Below are 19,192 nucleotides of genomic sequence, written 5' to 3'. Positions count from 1 at the left end.
AATGGCTCTGCTACGGAGAAAGACAGAGGCCGCACTGCTGGTGCTGGCTGCGCTGGTAGTGATGGTCGCCTTGATCTCGCTGGAGATTTCCCAGGGCAACGAGCTCACTGGAAGCGTGTTCCTGCTGATCGGCGGGTTCATCGGCATCTTCCTGATCGCCCACATCGCGATTTCCATCGTGGCCCCGGACGCGGACCAGATCATGCTGCCCTTGGCCGCATTGGTCAATGGCATTGGTCTGGTGATGATCTACCGCTTGGATCTGGATTCCGGCCTCACCCTGGCAAATTCGCAGATCATGTGGACCGTCATCGGCGTGGGCCTGCTGATCGGCACCCTGGTGTTTCTGCGGGATCACCGCAACTTGGAGAACTATTCCTACGTGCTGGGTCTAGCCGGGCTTATCCTGACCGCGCTGCCTATCGTCTGGCCTAGCGCAACAAACTCAGATGCCGCAGTGTGGATCAGCATTGGCCCATTCTCCATCCAGCCGGGTGAGTTCGCCAAGATCCTGCTGCTGTTGTTCTTCGCAGCGTTGCTGATGAACAAGCGCAAGCTGTTCTCCGTGGCGGGCAGGAGCTTTTTAGGCCTGCAGTTTCCTCGCCTGCGCGATCTGGGACCCATCTTCCTCGTGTGGGGCTTGGCGCTGCTGATCATGGCCTTCCAGAATGACTTCGGCCCCGCGCTGTTGCTGTTCGGCACCGTGCTGGGCATGCTCTACATCGCCACGGGACGCGCCTCCTGGCTGGTCATCGGACTGGGTCTGGCCGTCATTGGCGCCGTGGGTGTTTACCAGGTCTCCTCTAAGATCCAGGACCGCGTGGCCAACTTCGTGGATCCTGTGGGCAACTACGATGTCAACGGCTTCCAGCTCTCCCAAGCACTGTTCGGCATGTCCTACGGTGGCGTGACCGGCACCGGCCTCGGCGAGGGCTACCCGTACCTCGTGCCCGTGGCCCACTCGGACTTCATCCTGGCCGCCATCGGCGAGGAGCTGGGCCTGATCGGCCTGGCAGCCGTACTGGTTTTCTACTTGATCTTGGCCTCCCGTGGCTTCAAGACCGCCATGCTCACCCGCGATAGCTACGGCAAGCTCGTGGCCGCGGGGCTATCCCTGACCTTGATCATTCAGGTGTTCGTGGTCACCGGAGGTGTCTCCCGCCTGCTGCCGATGACCGGCCTGACCACACCGTTCCTCGCCCACGGCGGTTCTTCCCTGTTGGCGAACTACATCCTCCTGGCAATCCTGCTGCGTATTTCCCACTCCGCCCGCGCGGCCATGGAGGTCAGCGCGGATGGGGCGAGGGGCTCGAAGGCGGCGGCGCTGGCATCGAAAAGAAAACAACCAGCACCCGCTGAAGGCGAAGGAGACCAGGCATGAACAAGGCAATCCGTGGAGTGACCACGTTCTCCTTCATCCTGGTGATCATCCTGGTGGCCAACCTCATGTTCATCCAGGCCTTCCAGACGGAATCCCTGGCGCATAACGCGCTGAACTCGCGCCAATTCTTGGAAGCCAAGTCCGTGGAGCGCGGGCAGATCACCGCCGGTGGTCAGGTGCTGGCCGAATCTGAAGCCGACGACGACGGCCTCTATTACCGCACCTACCCAGAAACCACGAACGCCTACGGCGCCGTCACCGGCTACTTGTCCGATCGCTACGGCGCTGCCGGCATCGAAGCCAGCCAGAACAGTATCCTGACCGGCGACGATGAGTCTATGTTCGCGACCAAGATTTGGGACCAACTCACCGGCAAGAAGCCCGCCGGCGCCAACGTGGAACTGACGCTGCAGCCCAACGTCCAGCAGACTGCCTACGATCAGCTGGCCTCCAACGGCTACTCCGGTTCCGTGGTGGCACTGCGCCCATCCACGGGTGAGGTTCTCGCGATGGCATCCACTCCGGGTTATGACCCGTCGCAGATCGTGCAGCCAGACGCCGATGCCGCCCAGGCAGCTTTCGAAAGCTACTCCAATGATCCGAATTCGCCGCTGATCAACCGCGCCACGCAGCAGACCCAGCCCCCGGGATCCACGTTCAAGGTGATCACCACCGCTGCAGCGCTGGAAGCTGGCGATAGCGCGGACACGATGGTGGACGGCTCCAGCGAGGTCACTCTGCCGAACACCAACACCACGCTGGAAAATTACAACGGCACGGTGTGTGGCGGTGGCGGACAAGTGACGTTGCGCGAGGCGTTCCGTCGGTCCTGCAACACCGCGTTCGTGGACCTGTCCACCCGCCACGGCGCCGATGCCTTCCGCGATACGGCCAAGGCCTTCGGCGTGGGCGAGGGACTCGACGACCTCGGCCTGCCCGTCACCCCATCCCGCTTGGGTGAGATCCCTGACGATGCTGCCTTGGCACAGTCCGCCATCGGCCAGCGCGACGTGGCACTGACCCCACTGCAAAACGCCGCGATCGCCGCCACCGTGGCTAACGGTGGTGTACGCATGGAGCCGCACCTGATCAGCAAAATCACCGGATCCGACCTGGAAACCCTGCGCACGATCAAGCCCAACCAAGCCGGACGTGCGGTGGACCAAAACATCGCCGAGCAGCTGACGGACCTGATGAAGGAAGCCGAGCAGCACGCTGGCGGCGAGGCCACGATCGCCTCCAAGACGGGCACCGCCGAGCACGGCGAGGATTCCCGCAACTCCAACCCGCACGCCTGGTACATCGCCTTCTCCACCGAAGCAGATGTGGCCGTGGCGGTGCTGGTGGAAAACGGCGGTAACGCGGGACAGGATGCCACCGGCGGATCCGTGGCAGCGCCCATCGGCCGCGCAGTCATCCACGCAGCGGAGCAGGAGCAGAAATGAGCCAGCCAGACCGCACAGACATCGATAGAGTCCAGCGGCTGATCGGACAACGCTACAAGCTCAGCTGGATCATCGGCCGCGGTGGCATGTCCACCGTCTGGCTGGCGTTGGATAGCCGCGACGAGCACGACGTGGCCATCAAGGTACTCAAGCCCGAGTACACCGACAGCCCGGAGTTCCGCTCCCGCTTCCGCAATGAGGCGGAGACCTCGGAGAAGTTCCGCTCGGACAACGTAGTGGAGACCTACGATTACGCCGAGGTCGAGGACCCTGACAGCGGCACCACTTTCTGCTTCATGGTGATGGAGTACGTACAGGGCGAATCGCTTTCGGACGTGCTCTCCCGCGAGCGCATGCTCCCGGCGCGACTAGCGCTGGACGTGATGGCGCAGGTGGCACTGGGTCTGAGCACCATCCACCAGCATCATTTGATCCACCGCGATATCAAGCCGGGTAATCTGTTGATCACGCCGGATGGGCTGGTCAAGGTCACAGATTTCGGCATTGCCAAGGCCGCCGCCGCGGTGCCGCTGACCCAGACGGGCATGGTGGTGGGCACCGCCCAGTATGTCTCCCCGGAGCAGGCGCAGGGTTCCCAGGTGGAGGCGTCCTCGGACATCTACTCGTTGGGCGTGGTGGCCTACGAGATGTTGTCTGGTTCCCGGCCGTTCATTGGTGAGTCCACGGTCAGCGTGGCCATCAAGCACATTTCCGACGCCCCTCCTCCGCTTCCGGCAGAAATCCCCGCTCCTATCCGAGAGCTGGTGGGGATCTGCCTGCGCAAGGATCCTCGCTCCCGCTATGCGGACGGCGCGGAACTCGCAGCGGCAATCCAGTGTGTGGCGGACGGTCAGCGTCCTCCACAACCTAATTCCGTTCCGCCTTTGGACGTGGATTCTCAGCCGTTCACGGAGCAGCTGGGTCAGGTGGCCACCGGTTCCGGCACGGCGGTGCCTCCGCGGCAGGGGCCGGTGAAGCCGGCCGCCGGTGCGGCTGGGGTGGCCGGTGCGGGAGCTCCGCGAGCCGGCGCTACCGTCGCACGAACTAGTTCCCGGCCTGCTGGCGCGAACTCGCAACCTGCGTGGAAGAAGAATTCCAACGGTGCTGGGCCACTGATTGCCTTGGGCGCGGTAGCGCTGGCGGCATTGGGCGTTATTGCTTACCTGTTGCTATCTAACAGCGATCAGCCAGCACCGAATCCGGAAACGTTGACCGTGACCAACGAGGTGACATCCGAATCGACGCCCACACAGGATCCAGAAACCCAGAACACCTACGAGCCTCCGTCGAGCACCACCAGTACCACCACGGAAACCACCACCGAACCAGAGTCTTCGTCCTCCAGTTCCACCTCCACACCAGGAAACTCTGGGAACTCGGGAAACTCGGGCAATTCCAATTCCACGCAGTCCACCAATGGAAATGACGACGGAAACGGGAATAGCAACGGTGCCTCTAACGGCAATGGGAATGGTAATGAAACCGGCGCTGATGACAGCGGACTGGAAGATCTGATCAATGGCCTCAGCGGGACCGAAACCACCGTCGGCGAAGGAACGGCAGAGGGCGAATCGACTGTGGAATCGACACAGGTTCCACAGGTATAGTCCTACATTTACTATCCTTTAACAGCAGTACATATTTCCACCCCATGCGCTTCAAACAAAGCATGGCGACGATTTCCCTGACCATCGATTCCAGAACTACGTACACAAGGAGACTTCAGACGTGGACCGACGCGGCACTCTCTTGGGCGGACGCTACCGCCTAGACGCCAAAATCGGCACCGGCGGCATGTCCGACGTGTACGCCGCGACCGATGAGCTCCTCACCCGCGACGTGGCCGTCAAGATGATGCGGCCGGATCTGGCCCGCGATACGACATTCTTGGAGCGCTTCCGTCGCGAGGCTCAGAACGCCGCCAAACTCAACCAGCCGAACATCGTGGCTGTGTATGACACGGGCGAAACCCCGGAATCCGATGGCTCGGTGCCCTACATCGTCATGGAGCGCGTGCATGGCGAAACGCTGCGGGGCATCATCCAAGAGCACGGCAAGATGAGTCTCACGGATGCGGCGAAGGTGATGTCGCAGGTGGCAGAGGCGCTGCACTTCAGCCACGAGGCCGGCATCATCCACCGCGATATCAAGCCTGCGAACATCATGATCACCAACACGGGTGCCGTGAAGGTGATGGACTTCGGTATCGCGCGCGCCCTGTCTGATTCTTCGGCGGCGATGACCCAGACCGCTGCCGTGATCGGCACCGCACAGTACCTCTCCCCGGAGCAGGCGCGCGGCAAGTCCGCGGATTCCCGCTCCGATATCTACGCGCTGGGTTGTGTGTTCTACGAGTTGGCCACCGGCCGCCCACCCTTTGAGGGCGAGTCCCCGTTCTCCGTGGCATTCCAGCACGTCAAGGATGATCCGCGCCCTCCTAGCACGGTCCAGGGGATGCATCTTTCCAACCGCGAGGCGCTCTCGTTGGATTCCATCATCCTCACGGCCATGGCTAAGCGCCCGGAGGATCGCTATGACGATTCCCGGCAGCTTGCCTTTGATCTTCGACGCCTGAGCGAGGATCAACTCCCACTAGTGGCTCAGGCCTATGCTCATGACGCGGACGAGCCCTCCACCACCGTGATGCCCGCAGCCAATAACCAGTTGCCGGAAGAGTATGCGGACGATGACTTTGCGGGAGGTTCCCGCCACCGTGCCGCTGGCCTCGCCGGGGCTGCTGGCGCAGGTGCAGCGGGTGCCGCAATGAGCGCGGGTGCCGCTGCTGCTGGCACCGGCGGCAACGGGCAACCGCCGGCCGGTTACCCCGCCGATGGGTACGGCGATTCCGGCGATTACGCCGATGATGACGAGTACTACGACGATGATGACTACGAGGACGAAGATCGCCAGCGCAGCCGCTGGGTTCCTATCCTCTGGACGTTGCTGGTGCTCGCACTGCTCGGTGGTGGTGGTTGGGCTGCCTACAACTTCCTCTCCAATGAGGAAACCCCACAGGCAGCACCGCAGGAGACTCGCGTATCCGTGCCAGATGTGGCGAATAAGTCCCGCGAAGAGGCCGAGAGTGCCTTGGAATCCGCAGGGCTTTCCTATGACGTCACCGAGCGCACGCACGAGTCCATCCCCCGCGGTTCCGCTATTGCCACCGAACCTGCGGCGGGCTCGTCTGTACCGTCTGGGACCAACGTCAAACTGGTGATTTCCTCCGGTAAGGAGATCACCGAAGTGCCGGATCTGACGGGCATGAACACTTCGGATGCACGCGCTGCGCTGGACAAAGCTGGCTTGACCCTGAACTCTCAGGTTCAGGAGGAAGCTAGCGATGACCAGCCTGCCGGTGCGGTGATCACGCAGTCTCCTGCGCAGGGTTCTCAGGTGTCCAAGGGGACCAAGGTATCCATCACTGTCTCGACTGGTCCGGAAAACGTTCGCGTGCCGATCGTCAGTGGCCAGTCCGAGGAAGATGCCCGCTCCAACCTGGAGTCCGCTGGCTTCACCGTGGTGGTCAACCGGGTGGATTCCACTGAGCCGGAAGGCCAGGTCATCTCCGCAAGTAACGAGGGCGAATCTCTAGCACCGGGCTCGGAGATCACGCTGGAAGTCTCCAAGGGCAACCAGTTCGTGATGCCTAGCTTGCAGGGCAAGAGCTACGATTCCGCGTTCCGCTTGCTGCAGGAAGCTGGATGGCGCGGCAGCGCTAGCCAGATTTCCCGCAAGGACGTGAAGACAAACGATATCGCCCGCGTGGACCAAATCGCCCAGCAGTCCATCCACGCAGGTGACAAGGTGGATCGCAATAGCGATGTGGTCCTGGACGTCTACACGTTCAGCCTGCTGCCCTAGCAATGAAAAGAGGGGTCACGCCTCACATCGCGTGACCCCTAAAGCGTTGCAGCCCTAAAGCATATCTGCGGTGGCGGAGATCGCTCCAGTCACCGCGAGGTGCTCCTCTTCTAAGCGCCCCACCAACTCCGCATCCACGGGATTACCCGCCTCTGCCAACCAGTTGGCCAGCATCCGGTGACCGTACTGCGTCATCACAGATTCCGGGTGGAACTGCACCGAGTGGATCGGCAGCTCCCGGTGGCGCATCGCCATGATCATTCCGGAATCGCTGTGCGCCGTGACGATCAGCTCATCCGGCACGGTTGCCGGATCCACCGTCAGAGAGTGATAGCGGGTCACGCGGAACGGGTTAGGTACGTCCACCAACACACCGGTTCTGTCATGCTGCACAGGCGAAGTCTTGCCATGGAAAAGCTCGTTGGCTCGCACCACCGTGCCACCGAAGAACTGCCCGATGGCCTGGTGGCCCAAACACACTCCAAACAAAGGCTTACGCAGTTCCGCAGCCACCTCGATCACCTCGAGGGTTCGCCCCGCAGAGGATGGGTCGCCGGGCCCAGGAGAGACGAGGATGGCGTCGAACGAGGAAAGAACCTCTACCAAATCGGACCGAGATTCCCCCAGCTCCGGGGCGTTATTACGCCACACCGTGCATTCCTCGCCCGAAAATCCCAGCTGGCCGATGTACTGAACCAGGTTGTAGACGAAGCTATCGAAGTTATCGATGACGAGGATGCGCATGCCAATAGATTCTAGCGGGAGGATTCCGCAGGCCCACCACGCAGGCTGCTAAGATCCCGGTAGAAGACAACGGAAGGTGCGCAACGTCAATGCCAAAGTCAAAGGTCAACTCAACCGAAGACAACTTCGCCAGCCCAGCTAGCAGCGTAGACCGTCGCTCGCCAGTGAAGCTGAACTCCAGCGGCACCCCGCGCTGGTACCTCGTGATCATGTTCGGCCTCATGTTGCTGGGCCTGGCCTGGCTGGTGGTCAACTACCTCGCAGGCAACCAGATCCCACTGTTCCAGGAGCTGGGCGCGTGGAACTACCTGATCGGGTTTGGCCTGTTCATCGTTGGTTTGTTGATGACGATGGGCTGGAAGTAGCGCTCCCCTTCGCGGCGTGCGCGAGCACACACAAAAACCCGCTGCCTTGGACGTAAATGAGTCCAAACTGCAGCGGGTTTTAGCATGTCCGGGCGCACAAAGCGCCGGACGCTGAAGTGATTCCCGAAGAGGAATTACTCCTGGATCTCGATGGACTCGATGACCACGTCATCCTGTGGGCGATCCATGCGGTCGGTAGCCACACGTCCGATCTTTGCCACAACCTTCTGGGACTCCTTGTCCGTGACCTCTCCGAAAATGGTGTGGCGGTTGTTCAGGTGTGGGGTGGCGGTGGTGGTGATGAAGAACTGAGAACCGTTGGTTCCTGGGCCGGCATTTGCCATGGCCAGCAGGAATGGGCGGTCGAACTGCAGCTCTGGGTGGAACTCGTCGCCGAACTGGTAGCCCGGGCCGCCACGGCCGGTGCCGGTTGGGTCGCCGCCCTGGATCATGAAGTTATCGATGATGCGGTGGAAGATAGCGCCATCGTAGAAAGGGCCTTCGTTGGTGCCGGAGGCGTTGGGCTCGCTGTAATCCTTGGTGCCCTGCGCCAAGCCAACGAAGTTGGCGACGGTCTCAGGAGCGTGGTTGCCGAAGAGGTCAACGGCAATATCGCCCTGGTTCGTGTGGAAAATTGCGGTAGCAGTCTTATTAGCCATGCGTTCGATTGTACCGATGCGTGCTGTGGCGTGTTTTTATCCCCGACGCCACCTCGCCTCTTTTCCACTCCTTCCCAAGAGTTGCCCGCAGGTGGCGTGTCGTGCTTATCCACCTGAACTGGGGTTTTGCGCGTACCGCTCCCTCGTGCCTTGGTTTTGCATAGTATGGGAAGACAGTTGTGGGTATATATCCACCCGCGCGATAAAACTCTCAGTTTTGTAATGCACACCATGCGACGCTTAAGGAGCCCGCACCTCATGAATACCGCCAGCGTGAAGCTCGTGTTGAACGGCGCTAAGCAGACCCAAGCGCTGCTCAAGAAGTACAAGCAGGATCAGGAGCGCAAGGACTTCGATGCCATTGATGCTCTGCGCCGCAGCCAGCTCACGGATGCTGAGCGCGATGAGCTGATCGCTAACTCTCCAGCGCACATCCGCGCCGTTGCGGAGCACATGCGCAAGGAAGAGGGCGCAGCGAAGGCTCTGGAGAAGGCTCGTGCTTTGGCTCTGGCTTACGACGAGCCCGGCCGTCATGGTGTGTCCACCTCTGACGCTACTGTGCACGAAGACCACCCCTACGTGGATATCGCCGCTGCTCGCGAAGCTGCGGCTCAAGAAAAGGACAATCGAGTGAACAACAAGAAGAAGCCCAAGAAGCAGACCGATAAGCTGCGCAAGCGCGCACTGAAGGCCACCAAGAGCGAGCGCAAGGCACTGAAGAAGAACTTCAAGGCTGGTCGCGATGCTGTGGCTGGCAGCACTTTCGCCGCTACCGCAGCCAAGGCCTTCGACGAGGCCAAGGATCGTGGCACCGACGTGGCAGACACCGCCCGCACCCGTGGCGCCGGTTTCGCTGAGGTTGCCCAGACCCGCGGCAATGATCTGCTGAGCACCGCGAAGGATTACAGCAACGAGACTCTGGAGACCGCCAAGGAGCGCGGTGCTGGCGTCGAAAAGAAGGTACAGGAACGTGCCGCCGAGGCCCGCAAGCGTGCGAAGGCTGCACAGAAGAAGGCTCGCAAGCAGGCCAAGAAGAACGCGAAGAAGAACCAGAAGGCCTTCGCTAAGAACCAGAAGCAGTTCGCCAAGGACGTGGATCGTCGCAAGGCTAAGGCTGGCAAGAAGGCCGATAAGATCCTGACCCAGAAGGGTCTGAAGAAGCAGAAGAAGTCCAACAAGCTGGGCGTGGTGGTTACTGTCATCGCACTGGCCGCTGCTGTGGCTGCTGCGCTGAAGTTCTTGGGCGGCAACAAGAAGCCAGCTCCTTCTACCTCTCCAAAGGTGCAGGATTTCGCTCCTGCGAACACCGGCGCTGCGGCGAAGTCCAAGGCTGCGGAGGCTGCCAAGACTGAGCAGGCCGAGGGCGCTAACACTGGCGACGGCGCTCCAGATACCGCTGCTAAGACCCAGGAAACTGCTACCCCAGGCGCTCCCGGCAGCTTTGTAGCACCGGGTGTGGAAAAGTCCGCCGAGGCTCCTGAAGCTCCTGCTGTGCACCACGCCGAGGGCGCGGATGCAGAGACCAAGGACGCGGAGGCCACCACCGAGCACGGCACCGATTCCGAGTTCCCTGCTGCTGGTGACGACCAGGATCCAGAGGGTGGCAAGCACCGCCTTTAAGCTGTATTCATGGCTGAGCTTGTCCCGGTAGAAAATCCTCGCTGTTTCTGGCGAGGCGCACTGCGCCCATGAGCAATGCATGGCGCGTGAAATTGCGCGAAGTAGACGCCGCTGCACCTGGTGTGGCGGCGTTTCGCCGTATCGTCGGCAATGGTGGCGAATCAGCAGCTCAGGAGGGCATTTGGCTGGATTCCTCCCTCCAGCAATCCGAGCACTACGGTCGCACGTTCTCCATCCTTTGCCCCGCCGACGGCCCGCTGAACTCCCTGGTTCGTCTGTGGATCACCGATGCGCCCGCCTCTGACGTTGCCGCCGGTCGTTCTTCTTTTTCTTCCGACGCCACCAGCTGGTCAATCACCGGCAATAGTCCCGTGGCCGAGCACTTGCGATCGTGCGTGAACGCCCCCAGTAGCGTGTTCCATGTTCTGCGGGCTGGCCTGGAGCTGGTGGGTTCTGGTTCCGGGGAGGCGCAGGGTGCGAACCCCTCGGGCTTCAACCTGGGGTGGATCGGCGCGTTCGGCTACGAGCTCAAGCACCACTGCGAGGTCATCCGCCAGTCCCCCACGGCAGTTCCACGTCCGCACCGCAGCGAGTATCCGGACGCGATGCTGATGCTCGCGGACCGGGCGGTGATCACAGACCATGCGGAAAGCCGCAGCTATATTCTTGCTCTGACCAGCAATGATCCTGCGCACTCGGAAGTGGCGGCACAGCAACGGGAGTGGATGAACTGGGTGGAGACTGTGATTCGGGAGCTGGCTTCTGCGGGTTCTGCGGAGCAGCCGGACGCGCATGCATCAGCGGCAGAAGCCACACCTTCATCTTCGTCTGCCGTTTATCGCTTTGATCATTCCCGCGAGGAGTACTTCGAGTGCGTGCGCTCGGCACAGGCCTCGATTGCCGCCGGGGATACTTATGAGCTGTGCCTAACCACCACCGCGGAGGGGCCCGCGCTGGAGGATCCGTTCGCCACGTATCAGCAGCTCCGCGCAACCAGCCCGGTTCCGTACGGCGCGTATATGAATCTCGCGGGGACGCACGTGCTCTCGGCGTCTCCGGAGCGCTTCCTCAAAGTCACAGAGGAGGGAACCATCAGCGCCAAGCCCATCAAGGGAACGCGAGGGCGTTCGGATGATGCGGTATTGGATGGAGCTTGGCGTCGAGATTTGGAAACGAACCCGAAGGACCGCGCCGAAAATCTCATGATCGTGGACCTGCTGCGCAACGACCTATCCGTGGTTGCCGCACCTGGCAGCGTGCGGGTGCCCACCCTATTCGGCGTGGAAAGCTACTCTCACGTGCACCAACTCGTCAGCACGGTGGAGGCGCAGCTGGCCGAAGGATACTCGGCGGTAGATGTACTTGCCGCAGCGTTCCCTGGCGGATCGATGACCGGAGCGCCGAAGGTTCGGACGATGGAGCTGATCGAGGCGCTGGAGCGGCGCGCCCGGGGGTTGTACTCCGGATGCATTGGCTGGATGAGCTTCGCGGGCGCGGCCGATTTGTCCATCACTATCCGCACGGTGGTGGGCAATGAGCGGGCTTCCACCTTCGGCGTGGGCGGGGCAATTGTGGCGGATTCCACGCCCGAGGGGGAATGGGACGAGGTCGTGGTGAAGTCTCAGGCGCTATTGCAGGGATTGCACGCTACGCGCTAGCAACGGTGACGCCAGATTTGCTAACCTGACTAATAGCAGCTGCCTTTCACAACTAGCCAGCTCATAGACTGCACTTATTAAACGACGAAACGGAGACAATCATGACTGATGTCGATGACAGCAAGAAGGTACCCGCAGGCGAAACCCAGGGTTCCGCCGCGGAAGGCCAGTGCCCATTCGGACAGGGCCACACTACGCCTCCCACCGCCGGTGACCAGAACCAGCGCTGGTTCCCCGAGCGCCTCAATCTGCACCTGCTGAACTGGGATGCCCCAGAGCGCAGCCCACTAGACAAGGACTTCGACTACGCCGCAGCGTTCGAGTCCCTGAACTTGGACGAGGTTAAGCAGGACATCGTCACCGCGATGAAGACCTCCAAGGACTGGTACCCAGCAGACTTCGGTACCTACGGTGGCGCTTACATCCGCATGGCATGGCACGCAGCCGGCACCTACCGTGCATTCGACGGCCGCGGTGGCGCCTCCACCGGCCAGCAGCGCTTCGCTCCCCTGAACTCCTGGCCAGACAACGTGCTGCTGGACCGCGCACGCCGCACCCTGTGGCCAGTGAAGAAGAAGTACGGCAAGAACCTCTCCTGGGCTGACCTCATCACCCTCGCCGGCAACGTTGCCCTCGAGGACATGGGCTTTCCTACCTTTGGATTCTCCGGCGGCCGTGTGGACGCCTTCGAGGCCGAGGAAGTGTACTGGGGACCAGAGACCGAGTGGCTGGCCAACGATCGCTACCAAGGCGACCGCGAGCTGGACAACCCACTGGCAGCAGTACAGATGGGTCTGATCTACGTCAACCCTGAAGGTCCAGACGGCAACCCAGATCCAGTGCTGTCCGCCAAGGACGTCCGCGACACCTTCGGTCGCATGGGCATGAACGATGAAGAGACCGTGGCCCTGATCGCCGGTGGACACACCTTCGGTAAGACCCACGGCGCGTCCACCCCAGACAAGATCGGCCCAAGCCCTGAGGAATCCGGCCTGGAAAACCAGGGCATCGGCTGGGTAGGCCCCACCGGCAATGACACCCTCGGCGGCGGCCCAGAAGTGACCTGGACCTACCACCCAACTCGCTGGGACGGCGAATTCTTCCACATCCTCTACGCCTACGAGTGGGAGCAAATGGAATCCCCAGCAGGCGCTATCCAGTGGCGTCCTGTCAACGGCGGCGGCGATGACATGGTGCCAGAAGCCCACGGTGAAGGACGCCGCGAACCACGCATGCTGACTTCCGACCTCGCCCTGCGCTTCGACCCTGAGTACGACAAGATCTGCCGTCGTTTCAAGGACGACCAGGAAGCCTTCACGGATGCCTTCGCTCGCGCATGGTTCAAGCTCATCCACCGGGACCTGGGGCCAAAGACCCGCTACGTGGGTCCAGAGGCTCCTTCCGAGGACCTGATCTGGCAGGATCCGGTAGATGCGCCTGCACACGTGGTCACCGATTCTGAGATCGAGACCCTGAAGAAGGCCATCGCTGAGTCCGACCTGACGGTCGCCGAGCTGGTCTCCACCGCATGGGCTTCCGCCTCCACCTACCGCAACTCCGATTTCCGCGGTGGTGCCAACGGTGCGCACATTGCCCTGGAGCCACAGAAGAACTGGGAGGTCAACAACCCGGCTCAGCTGTCCCGCGTTCTGGACAAGCTGAACGAGATCAAGTCCTCCACCGGAATCGATGTCACCTTGGCTGACCTCATCGTTCTGGCCGGTGGCGTGGGCGTGGAGAAGGCTGCTGAGGCAGCTGGCAACTCCATCTCCGTGCCATTCACCCCAGGCCGCGGCGATGCGCGCCAGGAGCAGGTGGATACCGAGTCCTTCAACTACCTGGAGCCACTGGCTGACGGCTTCCGCAACTACGATTCCGGCAAGCACGTCCTGCCAGCCGAGCACGTACTCGTGGACCGCGCCAACCTGCTGGGCCTGACCGCTCCAGAGCTGACCGTGCTAGTCGCTGGCCTGCGCGTACTGGGCGCCAACTGGGATGGCAACAACGACGGCGTGCTCACCGACCGTCCGGGCGAGCTGACCAACGACTTCCTGGTCAACCTGCTGGACATCGACAACGAGTGGACCAAGGCTGACGAGAAGGCCACCCGCTACAACGGCACCAACCCACACACCGGCAAGAGCTTCTCCGGAACCCGCGCTGACCTGGTCTTCGGTGCGAACTCCGAGCTGCGTGCCGTGGCTGAAGTCTACGCCGCAGATGACGCTGCTGAGAAGTTCATCCAGGACTTCGTTGATGCATGGGTCAAGGTCATGGAAGCTGACCGCTTCGACCTACACCGCTAGTTTCTTCTAGCGGTGGCTGGCTGGTGGCTGCCGGCGGCCAGCTAGCAACTGAAGCCAGCGGCCAACGCCACCGGCTGCCAGCTAGCAGCTCGTCAGCCCCGGGCTCCCTGTCGCGGTTGCCTCCGCGATATGAGGCGCCCGGGGCCCATTGCTATGCTTCAAATCCATGGTGAATCGCATCGGCTTCGACCGGGAAAAGTACATTGAGCTCCAATCCGCGCACATCCAAAAGCGCAGACAGGAGCTCGGGGGCAAGCTCTACTTGGAGATGGGCGGCAAGCTCTTCGATGATCACCACGCCTCCCGCGTCCTTCCTGGATTCACCCCTGATAATAAGATCGCGATGCTGGATCACATCAAAGACGATGTGGAGATCCTCATCTGCATTAACGCCAAGGACCTCGAGCGTCACAAGGTGCGCGCGGATCTGGGCATCACCTACGAAGATGACGTGCTGCGCCTCATCGATGTTTTCCGGGACCGGGGCTTCCTCGCGGAAAATGTTGTGCTGACCCAGATGGAGGACGATAACCGCCTGGCTGCCGCGTTCGTGGACAGGTTGGAGCGCCTGGGCCTCAAGGTGGCCCGCCACCGCGTGATCCCGGGATACCCCACCAATATGGATCTGATCGTTTCCGAGGAAGGCCTGGGCCGCAATGAGTTCGCAGAAACCACCCGCGACCTGGTAGTGGTCACTGCTCCCGGACCTGGTTCCGGCAAGCTGGCCACGTGCCTGTCCCAAGTCTTCCACGAGCATCAGCGTGGAGTGAACGCCGGTTACGCCAAGTTTGAGACCTTCCCCATTTGGAACTTGCCGCTGGAGCACCCCGTGAACTTGGCTTATGAGGCTGCCACGGTAGATCTCAACGATGCCAACGTCATCGACCACTTCCACCTCACGGCTTACGGCGAATCCACGGTCAATTACAACCGCGATGTAGAAGCGTTTCCCCTGCTCAAGACGTTGTTGCAGCGCCTCACCGGCACCACGCCGTATGAATCCCCCACGGACATGGGCGTGAACATGGCCGGTGCCTGCATCACCGACGACGAGGCCTGCCGAGAAGCCTCCCGTCAGGAGATCATCCGTCGTTACTTCAAGGCACTGGTGGACGAGTCTCGCGGCGGTTTGGACAGCACCCAGTCCGACCGTGCCGCTGTGGTGATGACGAAGGCGGGCATCACCGCTGATCACCGCGCTGTGGTTGCCCCGGCCCGCGAGGTGGAGCAGCGCACGGAACAGCCCGGCGCGGCCATCGAGTTGCCAGACGGCACGATCATCACGGGTCGCACCAGCGAGTTGTTGGGTTGCTCGTCATCGATGTTGCTCAACGCCCTGAAGTATCTTGCGGGCATTCCCGACGACATGCACCTGCTCTCCCCCGGCTCCATCGCCCCGATCCAACGCCTCAAGACCAAGCACTTGGGCAGCTTGAATCCGCGTCTACACACGGACGAAGTGCTCATTGCGTTGAGCGTGTCCGCGGAGACCAGTCCGGAGGCCGAGCAGGCGCTCAAGCAGCTAAAGTCCCTCCGTGGCTGCGATGTGCACGTCACGACCATTCTCGGTTCCGTGGACGAGCAGGTCTTCCGCAACCTCGGGGCGCAGGTCACCTGCGATCCGAAGTTCGCGCGGAAGACGCTGTATCAGAAGTAGGTCTTGCCATTCCCAAAGCGGTTTTCCATTGCCCATTTATACTTTTTTTATCTGCGCGATCTTCAATTAGTCGATGTGTGCAACTTGCTACATACGATCGCTAATTTTTAATTTTGCGTAACCCAAAGTTGTTAGGAAAAGAAACGGATCAGGGCGGTTTGTATACCGGGTTTGACTCGTATCGGATACACGGAAAAGCAGAGATAGAGGAGGCACTCCGCGCTGGCATTGTTTCTGTTGACACCAACGTGCTCTCGAATTTGTACCGCTATAACGAAGCTACCGTAGATGATCTACTAGAAGTGTTAGGTGCGGTGACAAATCGTCTCTTCTTGCCACATCAGGTGATACGAGAATTCTGGCGTAATCGTCAATCAGTCATATCTGGGTTGGGAGGTACGTCCAAAGAAGCACGAAACGCATTGTCCAAAAATTAAGGTTCCACAAAGGACGCTATCTCCCGCTGGGCCAAAAGTATTGCATTGCCCAGAACAGAGCGCGATTCTCTCATGCTAGAAACCGACGCATTCTACGATTCTCTGCTTGAACGAGTGGAAGAACAGCCATCAAACATCCTGGCCTCTTCTCCGACCTCTGACGATAAACTACTCGAGAGGTTAGCGAACTTACTTGAAGGTTCAGTAGGTTCAGCCCTTGCCGAAAAAGATTGGGCAGACGCTGTCAGCGAAGGCGAAAGGCGCGTGGAAGCCTCCATCCCGCCTGGTTACATTGACCGCGATAAGCTGGAATCTGAACTTCCTGAGCGAGCCTCAGGGGACTACATAGTCAGTTGAAGACATAGTACGAGTTCGGGACGAAGGTGCTATCTATATACCTTGGACCCTAGATGCTGTCCTCGAAGTATTAGATGAGCTGGATTTCCATGGATACACTCAGGCAGAAGTGATACGAGAAGGTGCTGTTGCAAAGTTCGGGCGACAGGAAGACCTGCGTGAAATAATCACAGCCATGGGCATCTTCTCCGGTCGTCATTTCCCCCGTGAAATCATCCTGTGGGCAGTGCGGTGGTACTGCCGCTACGGGCTCAGCTACCGCGATCTGGAAGAAATGATGACCGAACGCGGCGTACCGGTCGATCACAGCACCATCTACCGCTGGGTCCAGAAATATGCTCCTGAGCTGGACAAGCAAACACGGTGGTACCGGCAGGTACCTGACTGGCAGGCCAGTTCCTGGCGAGTGGATGAGACCTATATCCGGGTCGGCGGTAGGTGGTGCTACCTCTATCGGGCGATCACCGCCGGTGGCCAGACCCTGGACTTTTACCTCTCTCCGAAGCGTAACGTCGCCGCAGCGAAGCGTTTCCTGGCCAAGACCCTGAGGTCGAACACGATAACCGGGTCCCCGCGGGTGATCAACACCGATAAAGCACCCTCCCTGGCCAGGGCAATCGCCGAGTTGAAGTCAGAGGGAATCTGCCCGCAGACCGTGGAACACCGGCAGGTGAAATACCTCAATAACGTCATTGAAGGAGATCATGGGCGGCTGAAACGGATCCTCGGACCGAAGGGGGCGTTCAAAAACCGGACCTCGGCGTACCGGACGTTGAAAGGGATGGAAGCGATGCACTCATTGCGGAAAGGGCAAGGCACGATGTTTGACCTCACGGGCAACCGAACCCGGATGCGGTGATCGTCAGCCGGGTGTTCGAGGCTGCCTGAGAACGCCGACCCGCAGCGAGCATCAGAGGATGAAGACTGGGTCGTCACGGCTCTCCGCCTGAAGTTTGCAACAGCACCCTCTTCCGCGGGGACGACGGGCATCGCAGAAATAAATGTATCAAGCCGTAAGCAATATACGGTTCCCCTGCCGTTAGGCAGTGAGTAATAACCTCTTTGAAGAAAAGCTTGTAGCGCAAGGCTACTTATTATTTGGGGCTATGCGTTCTTCTCTATTCCAGAACTTATTCAAACCCCAGCGTTCATAATGTCGTCAGCATCTTCGTATTGTCGCCCGCGAGGCTTTCTAAAAGCTCGGATGTAGTGCAATCAGTGACTGACTGCAAGGCTCCAGAGCCTACCTCTGTCAAACGAATCAGAACACTTTGTCTTCTCATAAAGTGGAATACTTTGATTTTTACGTTTAGCTTTGTCCGCTCGCCCCATTAAGGTAGATGTCAACAGCAAATAAAAGGCGGAGTTATGGCTGAACACATTGATTCTATCGACGATTTAAAGCGTGCCCTTAGCATCGAGGATCTCCGAAATATGAGCAGCGAAAAAGTCCTTGAACTAGTCAAGTTGATTCAAAACGGCCAGGTAGGCGAAATTGTCCTACCTACCCTCTTTGCTGCTGCGCCAGACACTATGGCGAAAGTGTCTCAAGCAATGGCCGATTCTTTCCAACAGGCCCTATCTAGCAATAAATACAGCTCAGATAGGCTTTATGACAGTTTTGATAAGACGAAAAGCATACTTACGCAAGTTATTGACGACCCTAATTCATCAGAAGAAAGTCGCCGAGATGCCCTCGATCGGTTAGAACGCCTTGACGACAAGCTCATGGAGCATGACGTCAACAACAAAAGATTTAATCTGCAATCACTGCAGGTAAGTAAAGAAACAATTCTTATAGGCTCAGTTTTGGTTGCGAGTGCTGTGGTGACAACTGTCGGTCCAGAGGCCAAGAAGCTTTTGGCTCAAAATGCACCAAAGGTATTATCCTCAACCGCCAAAATGTTACTTCCAGGTAAGAAATAGTCCCTATTTATAGATAGCTCCTGGCGGTTAATCCTGTCATCCTGGCTCTCGTCGAGCTGCAACTCTCGCATAGCGTGGTTGCTAAGGAGGTGTGCCCAATTGGATTACAAGTACCTACACACTTGATCGGTGCTGCACGTTTCAGGGTCCGGGTGCGCGGCGTCCTGTCTGAGGTCCGCGATAGTGTCGCGCAGCACGGAGAGCTGCGCGATCTGCTGCTCGATCTCAGCGAGGCGCACGTCAAGCAGGTCGCGCACGTGCTCGCAGGGCGCCTGGCCGCCGTCGCGGATGTCGAGGATCTGGCGGATCTGGGCGAGGGTGAGGCCCGCGGCCTGGCCGCGGTGGACGAAGTCGATCCGAGCGACCGTCTCGGGCGCGTAGTCGCGGTATCCGGACGGCGTGCGCTCGGTCGGGGGCAGAAGGCCCTGTTCCTCGTAGAAGCGAAGGGTCTTCGCGGTAGTGCCCGCCCTCTCGGCGAGTTCTCCGATCCGCATTGCTGTCTCCCTCCGTGGCCGCGCTTGACCTTCCCCTGCACTGGAAGGTCCAGTATGGCTGAGACAGAGCAGAAAGCCAAGAGTTGACAGGAGCAGCGATGCCTACGAAGTACGATCTCGCCATCATCGGATCGGGAGGCGGCGCGTTCGCCGCTGCGATCCGCGCCAGCACGCTCGGAAAGTCGGTGGTGATGATCGAGCGCGGGACGCTCGGCGGCACCTGCGTGAACACGGGCTGCGTCCCGTCGAAGGCGCTCGCTATACGCCGGATCACAGATGATG

Annotated in this window: 14 protein-coding genes and 2 pseudogenes; 13 read left to right on the top strand and 3 right to left on the bottom strand. The window is 60.2% G+C overall.

What is annotated here, in order from left to right; translation table 11 throughout:
• Position 1: 1 nt before the first annotated feature.
• From CS919_RS09600 to pknB, 4 genes are all read left to right on the top strand, one after another.
• A complete protein-coding gene (locus CS919_RS09600; protein WP_099299272.1) occupies positions 2 to 1,381 on the top strand; it encodes an FtsW/RodA/SpoVE family cell cycle protein in 1,380 nt (459 codons plus the stop codon).
• Positions 1,378 to 2,826, top strand: a complete 1,449-nt coding sequence (locus CS919_RS09595) for a peptidoglycan D,D-transpeptidase FtsI family protein (protein ID WP_099299271.1) — start codon at positions 1,378 to 1,380, stop codon at positions 2,824 to 2,826. Before CS919_RS09600 ends, CS919_RS09595 begins: the two co-directional genes overlap by 4 nt.
• Positions 2,823 to 4,433 carry a serine/threonine-protein kinase gene (locus tag CS919_RS09590; RefSeq protein ID WP_099299270.1) on the top strand — a complete coding sequence of 537 codons (1,611 nt, stop codon included), beginning with the start codon at positions 2,823 to 2,825 and terminating at the stop codon, positions 4,431 to 4,433. Before CS919_RS09595 ends, CS919_RS09590 begins: the two co-directional genes overlap by 4 nt.
• A gap of 121 nt (positions 4,434 to 4,554) precedes the next feature.
• Positions 4,555 to 6,687 carry a Stk1 family PASTA domain-containing Ser/Thr kinase gene (gene pknB / locus CS919_RS09585; protein WP_099299269.1) on the top strand — a complete coding sequence of 711 codons (2,133 nt, stop codon included), beginning with the start codon at positions 4,555 to 4,557 and terminating at the stop codon, positions 6,685 to 6,687.
• 54 nt (positions 6,688 to 6,741) lie between these two features.
• On the opposite strand, the gene CS919_RS09580 is transcribed toward pknB, so the two are convergent.
• On the bottom strand, positions 6,742 to 7,431 hold the full coding sequence (locus CS919_RS09580) for an aminodeoxychorismate/anthranilate synthase component II (protein WP_099299268.1): 690 nt from the start codon (positions 7,429 to 7,431) through the stop codon (positions 6,742 to 6,744).
• Between the two features lie 89 nt (positions 7,432 to 7,520).
• Here CS919_RS09580 and crgA point away from each other — a divergent pair, with 89 nt between their 5' ends.
• Positions 7,521 to 7,796, top strand: coding sequence for a cell division protein CrgA (gene crgA / locus CS919_RS09575; RefSeq protein ID WP_099299267.1), 276 nt, complete (start codon positions 7,521 to 7,523; stop codon positions 7,794 to 7,796).
• Between the two features lie 134 nt (positions 7,797 to 7,930).
• Here the strand turns inward: crgA and CS919_RS09570 are convergent, their stop codons facing one another.
• Positions 7,931 to 8,455: a peptidylprolyl isomerase gene (locus CS919_RS09570; RefSeq protein ID WP_099299266.1), complete on the bottom strand. Its 525-nt coding sequence runs from the start codon at positions 8,453 to 8,455 to the stop codon at positions 7,931 to 7,933.
• A gap of 258 nt (positions 8,456 to 8,713) precedes the next feature.
• Here CS919_RS09570 and CS919_RS09565 point away from each other — a divergent pair, with 258 nt between their 5' ends.
• The 7 genes and pseudogenes from CS919_RS09565 (at position 8,714) to CS919_RS09540 (ending at position 18,416) form a co-directional block, all read left to right on the top strand.
• Complete coding sequence (locus tag CS919_RS09565) at positions 8,714 to 10,075, top strand: hypothetical protein (protein WP_099299265.1); 1,362 nt, start codon at positions 8,714 to 8,716, stop codon at positions 10,073 to 10,075.
• A 68-nt stretch (positions 10,076 to 10,143) separates the two neighbouring features.
• Positions 10,144 to 11,733, top strand: coding sequence for an aminodeoxychorismate synthase component I (gene pabB, locus CS919_RS09560; RefSeq protein WP_099299264.1), 1,590 nt, complete (start codon positions 10,144 to 10,146; stop codon positions 11,731 to 11,733).
• A 101-nt stretch (positions 11,734 to 11,834) separates the two neighbouring features.
• Complete coding sequence (katG, locus tag CS919_RS09555; RefSeq protein ID WP_099299263.1) at positions 11,835 to 14,039, top strand: catalase/peroxidase HPI; 2,205 nt, start codon at positions 11,835 to 11,837, stop codon at positions 14,037 to 14,039.
• 166 nt (positions 14,040 to 14,205) lie between these two features.
• Positions 14,206 to 15,696, top strand: a complete 1,491-nt coding sequence (locus CS919_RS09550) for a DUF1846 domain-containing protein (RefSeq protein WP_099299262.1) — start codon at positions 14,206 to 14,208, stop codon at positions 15,694 to 15,696.
• 113 nt (positions 15,697 to 15,809) lie between these two features.
• A pseudogene (locus CS919_RS11040) lies at positions 15,810 to 16,490 on the top strand (PIN-like domain-containing protein).
• Between the two features lie 175 nt (positions 16,491 to 16,665).
• Positions 16,666 to 17,378 (top strand): annotated as a pseudogene (locus tag CS919_RS09545) (IS6 family transposase).
• Between the two features lie 480 nt (positions 17,379 to 17,858).
• Positions 17,859 to 18,416 carry a hypothetical protein gene (locus tag CS919_RS09540; protein WP_234990898.1) on the top strand — a complete coding sequence of 186 codons (558 nt, stop codon included), beginning with the start codon at positions 17,859 to 17,861 and terminating at the stop codon, positions 18,414 to 18,416.
• 104 nt (positions 18,417 to 18,520) lie between these two features.
• Here CS919_RS09540 and CS919_RS09535 read toward each other — a convergent pair whose 3' ends face one another.
• Positions 18,521 to 18,910: a heavy metal-responsive transcriptional regulator gene (locus tag CS919_RS09535; RefSeq protein ID WP_003847964.1), complete on the bottom strand. Its 390-nt coding sequence runs from the start codon at positions 18,908 to 18,910 to the stop codon at positions 18,521 to 18,523.
• Positions 18,911 to 19,008: 98 nt separating this feature from the next.
• Here CS919_RS09535 and CS919_RS09530 point away from each other — a divergent pair.
• A partial coding sequence (locus CS919_RS09530) for an FAD-dependent oxidoreductase (RefSeq protein WP_143341786.1) occupies positions 19,009 to 19,192 on the top strand: 184 nt, incomplete at its 3' end.

The sequence above is a fragment of the Corynebacterium dentalis genome (assembly GCF_900232865.1).
Taxonomy (GTDB): domain Bacteria; phylum Actinomycetota; class Actinomycetes; order Mycobacteriales; family Mycobacteriaceae; genus Corynebacterium; species Corynebacterium dentalis.
This window is presented reverse-complemented; position numbering and strand designations above follow the sequence as displayed.